The organism is Mesorhizobium sp. dw_380, assembly GCF_018588885.1.
GTDB lineage: Bacteria > Pseudomonadota > Alphaproteobacteria > Rhizobiales > Rhizobiaceae > Mesorhizobium.
This window is the reverse complement of the sequence record NZ_JAFFIW010000010.1, coordinates 143,815-158,005: the sequence shown is the minus strand read 5'-3', so window position 1 is coordinate 158,005 and position 14,191 is coordinate 143,815. Positions and strand designations below refer to the sequence as shown.

Below are 14,191 nucleotides of genomic sequence, written 5' to 3'. Positions count from 1 at the left end.
ATGCATCGACTTCTCCTGCTCGGGCACCGGCGGCATTGCCGGGCATCACGTCCAAGAATTCGCCGGGATTCCCGGCTGCAGCATCGTCGCCTGCGTCGACCAGGTGCCGGGCCGCGCGGCGGCGTTCGCTACGGCCAACAGGATCGGTGATTTCTTCGAGAGCCTTGAGGCGGCGATCGCCTGGGGCCAGTTCGACGCCGCCATCAATGCGACGCCGGACGGCGTGCACAAGGCAACGACGCTGGCGCTGCTTGCCGCGGGCAAACACGTTTTCTGCGAAAAGCCGCTGGCGCCGAACCATGCCGATGCGCTCGACATGACGGAAGCGGCCGAAGCGGCTGGTGTCGTCAACATGGTCAACCTGACCTATCGAAACTCGCCGGCGATCCATGAGGCGAGGCGCATGGTTCAGGCCGGCGAGATCGGCGAATTGCGCCATGTCGAGGCGAGCTACCGCCAGAGCTGGCTGGTCAGCAAGTCCTGGGGCGACTGGCGGGTCGAGGACAAATGGCTGTGGCGCCTGTCAAGCCGGCACGGTTCGACCGGTGTTCTGGGTGATGTCGGCATTCATATACTCGACTTCGCCACCTATGGCGCCGCCCAGGACATCGTCAGCCTGCATGCCGATCTGGTGACATTTCCGAAGGCTGAGGGCGAGCGGATCGGCGACTATGTGCTCGACGCCAATGACAGCGTGGCGATGACGGCGCGGCTGACATCGGGTGCGCTCGCCACGATCGTGGCGAGCCGCTACACGACAGGTCACGCCAATGATTTGTCGCTGGCGCTGCACGGCACCAAGGGAGCCATCAAGGTCGAGACCGACGGCAAGGCATCGAGCCTGTCCGCCTGCCTTGGCGCGGATGTCGACCTGCAGCGCTGGCGAACGCTGGCCCCGCCTGAAGTCAAGCGCAACGCCCGGCGTTTTGCCGATGCGCTGGATACGGGGCAGAACGGCGATCCGTCGTTCCGGCGCGCTGCCGACATGCAGAAGCTGATCGACGCGGCCTTCGAGAGTTCAGCGGCCAAGATGCCAATTACCGTCTGACATACTGACCGGCCTGTGCCGGCCAGAAGCGTTTGGCGCAAATGTTAGAAAGCGCTCGGCACGATCCAGGGATTGATGCTGATGCCGAGGCGCGGGCCCTTGCCTTCAGCGGTGTTTTCCGAGGTGCCCTTCTTCTCGACCGAGCCGGTCGAAGCGCAATCGAGCTTCACATTGGTCTTGGTGTCGACGCAGGTCGCGGCCGGCACGTGCTTGACCGGCTGGGTCGCGCTGGCGGCGGCGAAGGCCGAGCCCGAAAGGGCCAGAATGGCGGCGAGGGTGAGGACGGTCTTTTTCATTGTCGGTCTCCGTTTTCGACGGGTAAGTTTCTTCGTACATGTACGTTATGCCGTACAAATACGCCCGCCGCTCGCGAAGTTCAAGGCAAATCGTACGTGTACGGAAATTTTTTGTTAACCAAGAAATTCGCTGCTGGTTTGGCCGGTGGCGAGGACTGCTGGAAACGAAAGGAGATGTCGTTCAGCAGTTGACCGGTGTCTCGGTCAGCGGAGGCACATCTTGCGCGCGGAGTGTCGCAAGTGTGAAATCGCACATCCGCTTCACGAAGGCCTGCGGGTCGCCGAAGGGATAGAACGGAAAGGTGATCAGAAGCGAAATCGTGCCATGGCCGACCGCCCACAGCATGGTGGCGATAGCGCGGGGATCGCCCTGCAACTCGCCTGCCGCGACGCAGGCCTCGACCCGGCTGATCAGCGCCTTCATCGCCGGGTTGGCTTCCTCCATGTCCTCATAGCTCCTGCCTTCCGGCAGCTTGGTCTTTTCGGTCATGAAGACCGTGCGGTACTCATTGGGATTGCCGAGCCCGAAGGCGGCATATTCGGTCATCACCGCCCGCAAGGCTTCGATCGGATCGTCGGACGGATGCTCCTCGATGCGGCGGGCAAGGGTTTCGAAGGCATCTTCGGCCAGCGCGAACAGGATGTCCTGCTTGTCGGCGAAATAGGAATAGACCGACATCGGCGCATAGCCGACCCGTTTTGCCAGCTTGCGGATGGTCAGGCCCTCATAGCCTTCCTCCTGGACGAGCTTGTGCGCGGCCTCGAGCAGCTCGGAGCGCAGTTCGGCCTTTTGTTTTTCGCGGCGTTTCTGGACGCTCAGCGGCAAGTCTGGTGCCTTTCGATGGTAACTGGGGTTGGTGGTGCGTGGTTAAATTATATACGCTGTACGGAAACGGACAAGGGCGCCTCAAGTTCCCAAACGGCAGGTATCAGATCGCGCCGACGCCGCCGTCTCTCCCCGTCACATCACATCTCTTTGTCGATCAGTTCGACTGCAAGCTGCGAAAGCAGCTTCACCGCCACGCCATAGGTTCTGGCCTTTTCGGGATTGGAGGCGTTGCCGCCCAGCGCGCGCTTGTAGACGCCTTGGCAGATGGCAGCCAGCCGGAAGAAGGAGAAGGCGAGGAAGAACGTCCAGTTGCCGATGCCGGTGAGCCCGCGCCGACGGCAATAGGCAGCGACATAGTCCTCTTCGGAGGGCAGGCCGAGCGCTGCGCGGTCGATACCGCCGAGGCCCCGGAAGCCCGAGGCATGCGGCAGGCGCCACTGCATGCACTGGTAGGCGATATCGGCGAAGGGGTGGCCTGATGTCGACAGTTCCCAGTCGAGCACCGCCAGCACCTCTGGCCGGTCCGGTGCGAAGATCAAATTGTCCAGCCGGTAATCGCCATGCACCAGCGAGACACTGATATTGTCGGCCGGCATATGCGTTTCCAGCCAGGCGATCAGCCGGTCCATGTCGGCAATGGTGCCGGTCTCCGAGGCGCGGTACTGGCTGGTCCAGCGCGCCAGCTGCCGCTCGAAATAATTGCCCGGCCGGCCGAAATCGCCGAGGCCCACGGCCTCGATATCGACGTCATGCAGGGCCGCAAGGGCATCGTTCATGGCATCGTAGATGGCGGCGCGCTCTTCATTGTCGCGCGCTTCCGGCAGCGCCGGATCCCAGAAGATGCGGCCGTCAACGAAAGCCATGACATAGAACATGCGGCCGATCGGTGAATCCTCGTCCGACAGATGCAGCATTTCGGGGACGGGCACAGCCGAGCCGGCAAGCGCCTTCATCACGCGGAATTCGCGGTCGACCTGATGCGCCGATTTCAGCAACTGCCCCGGCGGCTTGGCGCGCAGCACGTAACGGCCGCTGGCCGCCGTCAGGAGATAGGTCGGGTTGGACTGGCCGGACTTGAATTTTTCGATCGCGGCAAGCCCGGAAAAGCCTGGGATTTCCGCCTCGAGGTAGGGCGCGAGCGCTGTTTGGTCGAGCGCGTTCGGGTCGCTCATGCGGTCTCGGGCTGGCGTTCGATCAGGGTCAGCGTCAGCCAGCGGGCGGTGAGCGCCGGTTTCTTCGAGCCCTCGATCTCGATCGTCACGTCATGCGCGGTCTGCACCCAGCCCGACGGCCTGACCTTGACGTCGGCCAGCACGAAACGGGTGCGGATGCGCGCGCCGGTCTTTACCGGCGCCAGGAAGCGCAGCGAATCGAAGCCATGGTTGACCCCCATCTTGCCGTTTTCCAGCGGCGGCATGGTCTCGAAGGTCATCGCCGACAACAGCGACAGCGACAGGAAGCCATGCGCAATGGTGCCGCCGAACGGCGTCTCGCGCTTGGCCCGCTCAGGGTCGCAGTGGATGAACTGGTGGTCGTCGGTGGCGTCGGCGAACTGGTCGATCATGCGCTGCGTCACCACCCGCCACGGTGAGACGCCGACCTCCTTGCCGACATTGGCCAGAAGCACATCGAGACTGATTGGTTCCACGCTCATGTCCTCCAGTTCACCCCCGGCTTCTGCGGCCGGAAGATGTCATTCCTTGAACAAGGTCAAGCCGTGCTGCACCGACTGCCCGCCGTCGATCGGCAGGATGGCGCCGGTGACATAGCTGCCCGCACGGCTGCACAAATAGAGCGTTGCGCCGGCAATGTCATCCGCCGCACCGATACGGCCGATCGGAACATGGCTGCCGACATGTCTGGCCTGCTCCTCGGTGCCGGTGGCAAAGGCCGTCATGCGGCTTTGGAAGGGGCCGGGCGCGAAGGCGTTGACGGTAATGCGGCGGGCGGCGAATTCGAGCGCCAGGGTTCGCGTCAGATGATGAACCGCGGCCTTCGAGGCGGTGTAGGAATAGGCGTCGTCGGCCAGCGGCTGCGTGCCCATCACCGACCCCAGATTGATCACCCGGGCCGGATCGGCGTCGCTGGCGGCGGCTTCGAGCAGCGGCAGCAATTCGCGGGTCAGATGGAAGACCGCGGTGACATTGACGCCGAACACCTTGGCCCATGCCGAATAGGGGAAGCTTTCCAGCGGCGCGCCCCAGGAAACGCCGGCATTGTTGACCAGAATATCGAGTTTGCCGGTCCGCGCCTTGACCTCGGCGACGAGCGCGGCGATGCCGGCCTCGCTGGAGACGTCACCGGCGAAGCCTTCGGCCCGGCCGGAGGCGCCGAGCCCGTTCAATTCGCCGGCGACCTTGACGCAGTCCTCGCCCTTGCGCGAAGCGATCATGACGCTGGCGCCGGCCCTGACCAGCGCAGTGGCCACCATGCGGCCGATACCGGTGGCCGCACCCGTCACCAACGCAGTCTTGCCGGCCACCGAAAACAGCTCGTCGAGATAGCTCATCACAATCCTCCGCGCTCTGCCTCGGCATGCGGCAAACAGTTCGCGTTGACAAGGCTATCCGAAGTACGGTCATCCTTGCCACGGGTAAAGTGCCCGGCCTGCATGAAGGGTTTGCGACCGATGACGGAGATGAATCTCGGCATGACCGAGCGGCTGAGGCCGGTCCACGCGCGGGTCGCGGCCATGGTGCGCGACGAGATCATGCCGCTCGACAAGGAATTCCTCCGCGAGGTCGGCAAGGAGGGCGACCGCTGGGCCTATACGGCGCGCCAGAGCGAGATCCTCGAAGGGCTGAAGAAGACCGCACGGGAGCGCGGGCTGTGGAATTTCTGGCTGACCGGCTCGGAACGCGGCTATGGCCTGTCGACCGTCGAATACGCCTATCTGGCCGAGGAGATGGGCAAGGCGCATCTCGGCGCCGAAACCTTCAACTGCTCGGCTCCCGACACCGGCAATATGGAGGTGCTTGAGCGCTACGGCTCGGCCGACCACAAGAAAGCATGGCTCGAGCCGCTGCTCGACGGCAAGATCCGCTCGGCCTATCTGATGACCGAGCCTGATGTCGCCTCGTCCGACGCCACCAACATCTCGATGCGCTGCGAGCGCCAGGGCGACGACTATGTGCTCAACGGCGAGAAATGGTGGGCGTCGGGCGCCGGTGATCCGCGCTGCGCCATTTACATCGTCATGGTGCGGACCGGCGGCGATCAGGAACCGCAGCACCGCCGCCATTCCATGGTCCTGGTGCCAGCGGACACCAAGGGCGTGACCAAGGTTCGCGCCATGCAGGTTTATGGCGACGATGATGCGCCGCATGGCCACATGCATCTTCGCTTCGACAATGTGCGGGTACCGGCATCGAACCTGATCCTCGGCGAGGGCAGGGGCTTCGAGATCGCGCAGGGACGGCTTGGTCCCGGCCGCATCCATCACTGCATGCGTGCCATCGGCCAGGCCGAGATGGCGCTGGAGATGCTGTGCCAGCGTTCGGTGCGCCGCGAGGCCTTCGGCCAGCCCCTGGCAAAACTCGGCGCCAATTTCGACATCATCGCCGAATGCCGCATGGAGATCGAGATGGCCCGGCTGCTGTGCCTCAAGGCGGCGTGGATGATCGACCAGGGCGATGCGCGCGCCGCCGCTCCCTGGATCAGCCAGATCAAGGTCGTCGCGCCGCGCGTCGCGCTCAGGATCACCGACGAGGCGGTGCAGATGTTCGGCGCGCAAGGCATCAGCCAGGACACGCCGCTGGCGCGCTCGTGGACGCATCTGAGGACGTTGCGCCTCGCCGACGGGCCTGACGCCGTGCATCGCCGTCAAGTGGCGCGGACGGAGCTGAAGAAGTACACGCAGGAGAAGGTCTGAGCTGCCGCTCAGCGCGCCACGTGCGGTCTCTCCGGTAACAGGGAGCATCACCGATGACCATTCCCTCCGAAATGAAGGCACTGCTCTTGGTCGGCGACGGCTATACCAAGACGCCGAGCGGCAGCGCGCTCGAGGCGATGGAGCCCTATCTTCAGCCCGGCGGCATCGCGGTGCCGACGCCTGGACCGTCACAAGTGCTGATCAAGGTCAGTCTCGCTTCGATCAACCCATCCGACGTCGCCTTCATCAAGGGCCAGTACGCCCAGCCGCGTGCCAAGGGCCAGCCGGCCGGCTTCGAGGGCGTCGGCACGGTCGTCGCCAGCGGCGATGAGCCCTATCCCAAAAACCTGATCGGCAAGCGCGTCGCCTTCACCACCGGCGTCACCAACTGGGGCTCTTGGGCTGAATACGCGGTCGCCGAGGCGGCGGTCTGCATCCCGCTGCTCGGTACCGTGCGCGACGAGGACGGTGCCGCGATGATCGTCAATCCGCTCACCGCGATCGCCATGCTCGACATCGTCAAAACCGAGGGCGAAAGGGCATTCATCATGACCGCCGGCGCCAGCCAGCTCTCTAAGCTGATCATCGGCCTGGCCAAGGAGGCGGGGTTCAGGCCTGTTGTCACCGTGCGCCGCGATGAACAGATCGCACCGCTGAAAGAGCTTGGCGCGGCGCACGTCCTCAATGAAAAGGCGGCCGACTTCAAGACGGTGCTGCGTCAGGTGATGAAGGCCGAACAGCCGCGCATCTTCCTCGATGCGGTTACCGGGCCGCTGGCTTCGGCGATCTTCGATGTCATGCCGAAACGGGCGCGCTGGATCATCTATGGCCGGCTCGATCCCGAAGCCACAGTTATCCGACAACCCGGCCAGCTGATCTTCCAGCACAAGCATATCGAGGGCTTCTGGCTGAGCGAGTGGATGCGGCAATCCAGGGAACGCCGTGGCGCGGCGATCCTGGAAGCGCAGCAGCGATTTTCCGACGGGCGCTGGTCGACCGACGTGACGGCGATCGTGCCGCTCGCCGAGGCCATGGCGCGGGTGCCGGTGGAGCTGGCTAAGCCCAACGGAAAGGTTTTCATCCAGCCGTGATGCCGTTTGATGCTATGCCGGAAGCGCGAACAGGAGCCTTTCTGAATGCTTTTTCCAGCTCAGTCGTTGCGCTGTCTGCCCATCCGCGGCGACCCCGAAGTTGATGGCCGCGTCTTTCAACCCCCTATGCCACGCTGCTTTGTCCGTGATATGCCGCCGCCATCGAATGCCGGGACAGTGCTGGACTGGGCCTTTTCCGGGTGTTGAGGGGTATCTTGATGACGATGTCCAAACCGGTTTTCGACCGTTTGGGACTTGGCCTGTGGATCGGGGCGTTCCTGGTCGTTCTTGTCCTCGTCCTGTGGGCCCCCGACACGCGCACGGTGCTGCTCGCCTACCGATATGGCAGCCAGGAATTCCTGGCCGGCCGGCCGCTCTACAATATCCAGTCCGAGATGGGGTATCTCTACGCGCCGGCCTTTGCCGCGCTCTATATTCCGCTGTTCAAGCTAGGACCGCAGCTGGGCGGGCTGGTGTGGCATATCACCGGCTTCGCGGTGCTGACCTTCGCTGCCATGCGGCAGGTGCGCAAGCTCGGCGGTTCGGAATTGCCATGGCTGCTTTCCTTCGGGCTGTTTCTTGCCCTGCCGATGGCGCTGGGAGCGATCCGCAACGGCCAGGCGACGATCCTCTTGACCGGCGCCTGCTGGCTTCTCACTCTGTCGGCGCTCGAAGGGCGGCGCGCCGAAACCTTCTTCTGGGCTTCGGTTGCCGTCATTGCCAAGCCAACCGCGATCATCATGCTCTTGTTGGTGGGAGCCCTGCGCCTTCGCCTGATCCCGGTCCTGGTGCTGGCAGTGCTGTTCGTGATCGCCTTGCCTTATGCTTTCGCTCCCGCCGGCTATCTCAACGACCAGTATCGTGTTTTCGCCGGGATGCTGACCTCCATGGCTGTCGACAACACCAGCCATTTTGTTCCCACCGACTTCACCGCGCCCTTCATCAAAATGGGGCTGCCCATCCCGGAATTCGGCGCCACGATCATACGCATCGTCATGGCCCTGTTCACGCTTTCCATAGTCGTCTGGTTCGACCGCAAGCTCGAACGCGGAACAGCTGATCTCGCCATCTTCCTGACGGCGACGTTCTACATGTGCGTCTTCAACCCGCGTGTCGAGCCCAACACCTATGCCATGATCGCAGTGCCCGCCGGTCTCGCCGTCGCCTTGTTGTGGCGCGAGGAACGAGGCGGCGTTTTGGCCTCGGTGCTGTCCGTGACGCTGTTCCTGACCGGATTGACGGGCGTCGATCGCCACATCCATGATTTCTTCTACCCCTGGTTCCGGCCGATCGCGGTCACCGCGGTTGCCGGTTCCCTGATCTGGTGGTTTTGGGCCAAGGCGCGAGACAAGGTGACGCGAGACAAGGTGACGCGAGACAAGGTGATGAATGAAGGGCCTGTCGCAAATGGCTGAGTCACGGCCTGTTCTCGACATCGTGGCGCCGTTCTTCAACGAGGCGCAATCGGCATCGGCTTTTGCCGCGTTGCTCGACACACTCGAAGCTGCGGTGTCGCAGCGTTTCGGCATGGCCGTCCACAAGATCCTGGTTGATGACGGCAGCCGCGACGACAGCGCCGAGCGGTTTTCGCAGGCGCTGTCGGGTTCCTGGCAGATCGTGCGGCTCAGCCGCAATTTCGGCAAGGAGGTCGCGGTGCTCGCCGGGCTCGACCAGTCGCGCGGCAACATCGTGCTGATCATGGACGCCGATCTCCAGCATTCGATGGACACCAGCCTGAAGATGATCGCCGAGCTGGTGGAAAACCCTGACGTCGACGTCATCTACGCGCAGAACGACCGCCGCGAGGCCAGCTGGCGGCGCAGCCAGCTGGCGCGGCTTTTCTACAGCCTGATCAACAGCAGCCAGCGTTTCGACATTCCCGAGAACGCGGGTGATTTTCGCGTCATGCGTGGTGCCGTGGTGCGCGCCCTGACGAGCTTGCGTGACAAGCGGCGCTTCAACAAGGGCCTGTTCGCCTGGGCCGGATTCCGCCAGAAAGCCATAGCCTATTCGCCCGAGAACCGCGCCAGCGGCACGTCGAAGTGGAGCCGGCTCAACCTGATCGCCTTCTCGCTGGAAGGATTTACGTCGTTTTCCGTCATCCCGCTGCGCATCATCAGCCTGAGCGGTATGCTGGCGGCCCTGGCAGGCCTGCTTTACGGCGCCAAGGTGTTCTTCGAAGTGATGTTCTACGGCATCGCGGTGCCTGGCTACCCCAGCCTGATGGTTGCCGTCGTCCTGCTCGGCGGCCTCAACCTCACACTGCTCGGCCTGATCGGTGAATATGTCTGGGTCACGCTCTCGGAAAGCAAGGACCGGCCGGTCTATATTGTGCGTGACGTCTTGCGCGGCGAGGTCGCCACCGACACGCCACCGGGCGCATCCGGGACATGACGCGGCGCATCCGCCTGATCGCCGACGATTACGGCCTGGCGCCAGGGGTCTCCACCGGGATTCTCGACCTGCTCGATCGCGGACGCCTGACTGGCACCAGCTGCATGACCGGCTTCCCGGAATGGCCAGATGCTGCGGCGCGTATGAAGCCGCTGTGCGGCCGCGCGGCGGTCGGGCTGCACCTGACCCTCACAGATCAGCCAGCCATCACCGGCCAGTCAAGCCTGGCGCCGGAAGGCCGGCTGCCGCCACTCCGTTCCCTGGCATTGCCGGTGCTGCGCGGCGGCATTGACCACCGGGACGTCCATGCCGAGCTCGACGCGCAGTACGACCGCTTCATCGAGGGGCTGGACCGCCAGCCTGACTTCATCGACGGCCACCAGCACGTGCATTTCCTGCCTGTCGTGCGCAAATGGCTGCGGGCGCGTTTTTCCGAAGCCGCCGGCAGGCCGGCGTTGCGTGGTGCCCCGGCGCTGGGCAATGCCGCCGTAGCACCGAAAGTCGCCGCAATCGCTGCCGTGGCGGCCGGCTTCAACCGGTCGATGGGGCGCGCCAGCTTCACCATTTTCGAGCCGCTCGCCGGCATCTATGACTGGCGGCACCCCGAAAGGTTTGCCCCGGTTCTGCAGGCCGCCGTCGACGCGCTGCCGGAACGAGGCCTGTTCATGTGCCATCCTGGCCACGTCGACGAGACGCTGCGGGCGCGCGACCCGATGCAAGGCGTGCGCGAGGTAGAATTCGCGGTCCTGGCCTCGGATGCGTTCGCCGCGAGCCTGGCCCGCGCCAATGTCGAGATCATGGACGGCAGGGAATGAGCGGCGCGGAACAGCCCCGGCGTTCGACCGGCAGCAAGATCGTCCGCTTCGCCATTGTCGGGCTGGCGAACACGGCCATCGACCTTGCCGGCTTTTTCCTGCTGCTCAAGCTGCATGTCTCGCCGCTGCCGGCCAACATCATCTCATGGTCGATTGCCGTCATCTTTTCTTTCGTGGCGAATGGCTTCTGGTCGTTCGAGCGCAACCAGGCCATCCGGCTGCATGACGCCTTCCTTCGCTTTGTCTCGCTTGGGGCGCTGATTTCGCTCGGCGTCTCCAGCCTGTCGATCGTACTCTTCGCCGGCTTGGCCGGCGTGTGGCCGGCAAAGATCGGCGGCGTCATCGTGGCGGCAGTGCTGAATTTCCTCGCCGCCCGCTGGTCGATCGAAGGCCGGCTCTTGAGGTAGGTCCCGGTCCCGTCGAAGGCGAAATGGACCTGAGTGACTGAGCAATCATCACCACGGTCACCGCCACTGCCTAACGCAGGCTTTCCATCTCGCGGATGCGCCGGGCGCCGTCGGCCTCGAGTTGTCTGGTGACGGCGCCGATCAGCGTTTCGGCGACGACGAAAAGCGCGGCCGAAGAATCCCATGCCGACGGCACAGCGGTTCGCCCGGCAATGACATGGCGGGCAAAGCGGGCGATCGGCGACAGCCACTGGTCAGTGAAGAGCACGATCTGAACGCCACGCTGGTGCGCCTTCTCGGCGAAGCGGACGAGGCTGTCCTGATAGCGCCTGATGTCGAAGATCACCAGCACGTCGCGCTTGCCCATGTCGATCAGCCTGTCGCGCCACATGCTCTCCTGTCCTGCGAGGTGAAAGACATCGGACTGGACGACGGCGAGGTGGGCGGCCATGTAGCGCGCCAGCGGGTCGGTGAAGCGGCCGCCGATGAGGAATGTCTTGCCGCGCCGGTCGGCAAGCCGTGCGGCGATGTCTTCAAGCTGCTTGTCGGAGAGGTGGCGGAAGGTCTCGCGCATATTGTCGAGCGTCGCTTCCAGCATCGGCGACACCGTTCCGCCGCCGGGCGAGGGCGGGTTGAGGGACCGTATCGCTGGCGACTGCAGCTGCGCCGCCAGCTCGTCCTGCAGGCTCGACTGGAATTCCGGATAGTTCTGGAAGCCGAGCCGGGCAACGAAGCGCAGGATCGTCGGCGAGGAGACGCCGGCCGCGGCCGAGAATTCGGCGACGGTCTTCAGGCCGATCATCGGATAGCTCGCGATCAGCGTCTGCGCCGCGCGCCGTTCTCCGGCCGGCATCGTGCCAATGCGGTCGGCGATCAGTTCGGCAATGCTGGAAATCATCTTTTCCCCCACCCACTGGCTCGGCCTATGAGATCGCATTTGACAAAGCCGGACAAACTGTATGAAATCATCCACAGGGACGCAATGAGACAAAATACGTAACATACGATACAGCGCTCCCCGGGGACCGCAGACTATGGAGAAAGCACGGCCCGCCAGCCTTGCATCGTCTGATTCCGTGAGGGTGACGAACCCCGGCGGATCGAGCCCTTTCGTGCTGACCTGCGATCACGCGTCCAATTTCCTGCCAGCCGAATTCGGTACTCTCGGCCTCGCCGCCGAGGACCTGTCCCGCCACATCGCCTGGGATCCCGGCGCGCTGCCGGTTGCGTCGCGCATGGCACAAGCGCTCGATGCCACGCTGGTCGAAACCCGCATTTCGCGTCTCGTCATCGACTGCAACAGGCCACTCGACGCACCGGACCTTGTGCCGCCGGTCAGCGAAACCACAGCCATACCGGGCAATACCGGTCTGACGGACAAGCAGCGCGCCGAGCGGGTCGCCCTGTCATGGCAGCCGTTTCACAGAGCCATCGAGCATATTGTCGAAGACAGGCTGGCGCGCGGCAAGGACACGCGTCTGGTTTCGGTGCATTCCTTCACGCCGGTCTACAAGGGCCGCAATCGGCCCTGGCATATCGGCATCATCCATGACGAGGATCGCCGGCTGGCGGCGCCGCTGATATCGGCGCTCAAGCGGCTTGCCGGTGTCACTGTCGGCGTCAACGAACCTTATTCACCGGCCGACCGCGTCTATTTCACGCTGGAACGGCATGCGCGTTCGCGGGGGCTGCCCTGCGCGATGATCGAAATTCGCAACGATGAAATCTCCGGCGAGACCGGGCAGCGGAAATGGGCGGATCTGCTCACGGGCATTTTTTCGGATCTGGAACCAGAGGAGGCCAGCGGCTCCCGACAACGTGCAGTGGGAAAGTCAGTACAATCGGCCAGCTAAAACCATAGGGGAAATTCCGACATGACAACACCTGATCACACGGACAAGTCGGAGGACGTAAAAATCCTTCACAATATGGGCTACGCCCAGGAATTGGCTCGCCGCATGAGCGGCTTCTCAAACTTCGCCATTTCGTTCTCGATTATCTGCATTCTGGCCGGCGGCATCACGTCATTCCCGCTGGCCATGGCCACCGGTAGTGGTTTCGAGGCGACCATCGGTTGGGCCATCGGCGGTCTCTTCGCCCTTGTCGTCGCCGCTTCGCTCGGCCAGATCGGCTCGGCCTATCCCACCGCCGGCGGCCTCTACCACTGGTCCTCGATTCTGGGCGGGCGCGGCTGGGGTTGGGCAACGGCCTGGATCAACCTGCTCGGCCTGATCTTCGTCGTCGCTTCGGTGAATGTCGGCGTCTATCTGCTGTTCCAGGGGCTCGTTGCGGGTCCGATCCTCGGCTTGGATACATCGACCTGGGGCTTCTGGCAGCAGACGGCGGCGGTCGTCGTCATTACCGTCACCCAAGGTCTTTTCAATCACCTCGGCATCAAGACGACAACGAGATTGACCGACTTTTCCGGCTATCTCATCCTCGTTGTTGCGGTTGTCCTGACGCTCACCTTCCTGATCTGGGGCGCACATAACTTCGATCTTTCGCGGTTGACGACTTTCGTCAACACGACCGGCGATCTCGGTGGGGGCTACGTTCCGACCGCTCGCACGGCGCTCGTGGCCTTCCTGATCGGTCTTCTCTATCCGCTTTATACCATCACCGGCTTTGACGCCTCGGCGCATACCGCAGAGGAAACGCACAATGCCCGCGTCGCGGTGCCCAGGGGCATGATCCACTCGGTCCTGTGGTCTCTGGTCTTCGGTTTCGTCATGGCGGTCTCGTTCGTCCTCGCGAGCCCCGATCTCGTGGCGACCGCCAAGGACGGCGGCAATGCCTGGTTCAACTTGTTCAACAACTTGCCGGCGCCGACTTGGCTGAAGGACCTGCTCGGCATCTGCATTGTGCTGGCGAATTATCTGTGTGCGCTGGCTGGTCTCACCTCGACCTCGCGAATGATCTTTGCCTTTTCGCGCGACGGAGGTCTGCCGGGGTCATCCCTTTGGAAGCAGGTTTCGCCGACTTGGCGCACGCCCGTCCCGGCCATCTGGCTCGGCGTCGTGCTGTCGATTGCCGCCACGCTCTATTCGCCGGCTTTCGCTGCCCTCGCAGCCGGTTGCGCACTCTTCCTCTATGTCTCCTATGCAATGCCGATAGCGGCCGGACTTCTTGCCGAAGGAAAGAGCTGGACCGAATTCGGACCGTTCCGACTCGGCATCTGGTCAAAGCCGTTCGCCATCATCACCGTGCTTGGTGTTCTGGTGTTGATGTATGCCGGCATCCAACCGCCCTTCGACATCCTGATCAACTACGCCATCGGGCTGATCGTTCTGCTCGTTGTTTTGTGGTTTGCCATCGAAAACCGTCGCTTCCAGGGGCCGCCCATCGGTGAGGCGGCAATCGCCAAGCGCAGGGCGATCATCGCAGCCGCCGAAAAGGCGGTCGGTGAAGCGGTCTAAGCAAGCGATCACGGCCGTGGCGGG

At 63.6% G+C, this 14,191-nt stretch carries 14 protein-coding genes and 1 pseudogene; 9 read left to right on the top strand and 6 right to left on the bottom strand.

The window, feature by feature from the left end; all coding sequences use genetic code 11:
* Window positions 1–1,048 (top strand): annotated as a pseudogene (locus tag JT360_RS34065) (Gfo/Idh/MocA family protein).
* Window positions 1,049–1,092: 44 nt separating this feature from the next.
* Here JT360_RS34065 and JT360_RS13190 read toward each other — a convergent pair.
* The 5 genes from JT360_RS13190 to JT360_RS13170 form a co-directional block, all read right to left on the bottom strand.
* The gene (locus JT360_RS13190; RefSeq protein WP_214472051.1) at window positions 1,093–1,344 is read right to left on the bottom strand and encodes a DUF680 domain-containing protein; all 252 of its coding nucleotides are present in this window, start codon (window positions 1,342–1,344) and stop codon (window positions 1,093–1,095) included.
* A 181-nt stretch (window positions 1,345–1,525) separates the two neighbouring features.
* On the bottom strand, window positions 1,526–2,170 hold the full coding sequence (locus tag JT360_RS13185; RefSeq protein ID WP_214472050.1) for a TetR/AcrR family transcriptional regulator: 645 nt from the start codon (window positions 2,168–2,170) through the stop codon (window positions 1,526–1,528).
* A 140-nt stretch (window positions 2,171–2,310) separates the two neighbouring features.
* On the bottom strand, window positions 2,311–3,345 hold the full coding sequence (locus tag JT360_RS13180) for a phosphotransferase family protein (protein ID WP_214472049.1): 1,035 nt from the start codon (window positions 3,343–3,345) through the stop codon (window positions 2,311–2,313).
* Window positions 3,342–3,827, bottom strand: coding sequence for a MaoC family dehydratase (locus JT360_RS13175; RefSeq protein ID WP_250888778.1), 486 nt, complete (start codon window positions 3,825–3,827; stop codon window positions 3,342–3,344). Before JT360_RS13175 ends, JT360_RS13180 begins: the two co-directional genes overlap by 4 nt.
* A gap of 39 nt (window positions 3,828–3,866) precedes the next feature.
* Complete coding sequence (locus JT360_RS13170; protein WP_214472048.1) at window positions 3,867–4,682, bottom strand: SDR family oxidoreductase; 816 nt, start codon at window positions 4,680–4,682, stop codon at window positions 3,867–3,869.
* Window positions 4,683–4,802: 120 nt separating this feature from the next.
* On the opposite strand from JT360_RS13170, the gene JT360_RS13165 reads away from it, so the two are divergent.
* The 6 genes from JT360_RS13165 (at window position 4,803) to JT360_RS13140 (ending at window position 10,751) form a co-directional block, all read left to right on the top strand.
* Window positions 4,803–6,044 carry an acyl-CoA dehydrogenase family protein gene (locus JT360_RS13165; RefSeq protein WP_214472047.1) on the top strand — a complete coding sequence of 414 codons (1,242 nt, stop codon included), beginning with the start codon at window positions 4,803–4,805 and terminating at the stop codon, window positions 6,042–6,044.
* 53 nt (window positions 6,045–6,097) lie between these two features.
* Window positions 6,098–7,135: a zinc-binding dehydrogenase gene (locus JT360_RS13160; protein WP_214472046.1), complete on the top strand. Its 1,038-nt coding sequence runs from the start codon at window positions 6,098–6,100 to the stop codon at window positions 7,133–7,135.
* 218 nt (window positions 7,136–7,353) lie between these two features.
* Window positions 7,354–8,550 (top strand): glycosyltransferase family 87 protein, encoded by a 1,197-nt coding sequence (locus tag JT360_RS13155; RefSeq protein ID WP_214472045.1) that lies wholly within the window; start codon window positions 7,354–7,356, stop codon window positions 8,548–8,550.
* Window positions 8,543–9,529: a glycosyltransferase family 2 protein gene (locus JT360_RS13150; protein ID WP_214472044.1), complete on the top strand. Its 987-nt coding sequence runs from the start codon at window positions 8,543–8,545 to the stop codon at window positions 9,527–9,529. Before JT360_RS13155 ends, JT360_RS13150 begins: the two co-directional genes overlap by 8 nt.
* A complete protein-coding gene (locus JT360_RS13145) occupies window positions 9,526–10,344 on the top strand; it encodes a ChbG/HpnK family deacetylase (protein ID WP_214472043.1) in 819 nt (272 codons plus the stop codon). Before JT360_RS13150 ends, JT360_RS13145 begins: the two co-directional genes overlap by 4 nt.
* Window positions 10,341–10,751 (top strand): GtrA family protein, encoded by a 411-nt coding sequence (locus tag JT360_RS13140; protein WP_214472042.1) that lies wholly within the window; start codon window positions 10,341–10,343, stop codon window positions 10,749–10,751. Before JT360_RS13145 ends, JT360_RS13140 begins: the two co-directional genes overlap by 4 nt.
* 70 nt (window positions 10,752–10,821) lie before the next feature.
* Here the strand turns inward: JT360_RS13140 and JT360_RS13135 are convergent, their stop codons facing one another.
* On the bottom strand, window positions 10,822–11,649 hold the full coding sequence (locus tag JT360_RS13135; protein WP_214472041.1) for a MurR/RpiR family transcriptional regulator: 828 nt from the start codon (window positions 11,647–11,649) through the stop codon (window positions 10,822–10,824).
* A 136-nt stretch (window positions 11,650–11,785) separates the two neighbouring features.
* Between JT360_RS13135 and JT360_RS13130 the strand changes: the two genes are divergently transcribed.
* Together JT360_RS13130 and JT360_RS13125 are read left to right on the top strand one after the other, a co-directional pair.
* A complete protein-coding gene (locus tag JT360_RS13130; protein ID WP_214472040.1) occupies window positions 11,786–12,604 on the top strand; it encodes an N-formylglutamate amidohydrolase in 819 nt (272 codons plus the stop codon).
* Window positions 12,605–12,625: 21 nt separating this feature from the next.
* The gene (locus JT360_RS13125) at window positions 12,626–14,167 is read left to right on the top strand and encodes an amino acid permease (RefSeq protein WP_214472039.1); all 1,542 of its coding nucleotides are present in this window, start codon (window positions 12,626–12,628) and stop codon (window positions 14,165–14,167) included.
* Window positions 14,168–14,191: the final 24 nt, after the last annotated feature.

What these genes read in the sequence shown, in the direction of transcription:
- JT360_RS13165 (WP_214472047.1), top strand. Translation starts at nt 4,803, where the DNA reads ATGACGGAGATGAATCTCGGCATGACCGAGCGGCTGAGGCCGGTCCAC.
- JT360_RS13125 (WP_214472039.1), top strand. Translation starts at nt 12,626, where the DNA reads ATGACAACACCTGATCACACGGACAAGTCGGAGGACGTAAAAATCCTT.
- JT360_RS13155 (WP_214472045.1), top strand. Translation starts at nt 7,354, where the DNA reads ATGACGATGTCCAAACCGGTTTTCGACCGTTTGGGACTTGGCCTGTGG.
- JT360_RS13175 (WP_250888778.1), bottom strand. Translation starts at nt 3,827, where the DNA reads ATGAGCGTGGAACCAATCAGTCTCGATGTGCTTCTGGCCAATGTCGGC.
- JT360_RS13160 (WP_214472046.1), top strand. Translation starts at nt 6,098, where the DNA reads ATGACCATTCCCTCCGAAATGAAGGCACTGCTCTTGGTCGGCGACGGC.
- JT360_RS13180 (WP_214472049.1), bottom strand. Translation starts at nt 3,345, where the DNA reads ATGAGCGACCCGAACGCGCTCGACCAAACAGCGCTCGCGCCCTACCTC.
- JT360_RS13150 (WP_214472044.1), top strand. Translation starts at nt 8,543, where the DNA reads ATGGCTGAGTCACGGCCTGTTCTCGACATCGTGGCGCCGTTCTTCAAC.
- JT360_RS13190 (WP_214472051.1), bottom strand. Translation starts at nt 1,344, where the DNA reads ATGAAAAAGACCGTCCTCACCCTCGCCGCCATTCTGGCCCTTTCGGGC.
- JT360_RS13140 (WP_214472042.1), top strand. Translation starts at nt 10,341, where the DNA reads ATGAGCGGCGCGGAACAGCCCCGGCGTTCGACCGGCAGCAAGATCGTC.
- JT360_RS13170 (WP_214472048.1), bottom strand. Translation starts at nt 4,682, where the DNA reads ATGAGCTATCTCGACGAGCTGTTTTCGGTGGCCGGCAAGACTGCGTTG.
- JT360_RS13135 (WP_214472041.1), bottom strand. Translation starts at nt 11,649, where the DNA reads ATGATTTCCAGCATTGCCGAACTGATCGCCGACCGCATTGGCACGATG.
- JT360_RS13145 (WP_214472043.1), top strand. Translation starts at nt 9,526, where the DNA reads ATGACGCGGCGCATCCGCCTGATCGCCGACGATTACGGCCTGGCGCCA.
- JT360_RS13130 (WP_214472040.1), top strand. Translation starts at nt 11,786, where the DNA reads ATGGAGAAAGCACGGCCCGCCAGCCTTGCATCGTCTGATTCCGTGAGG.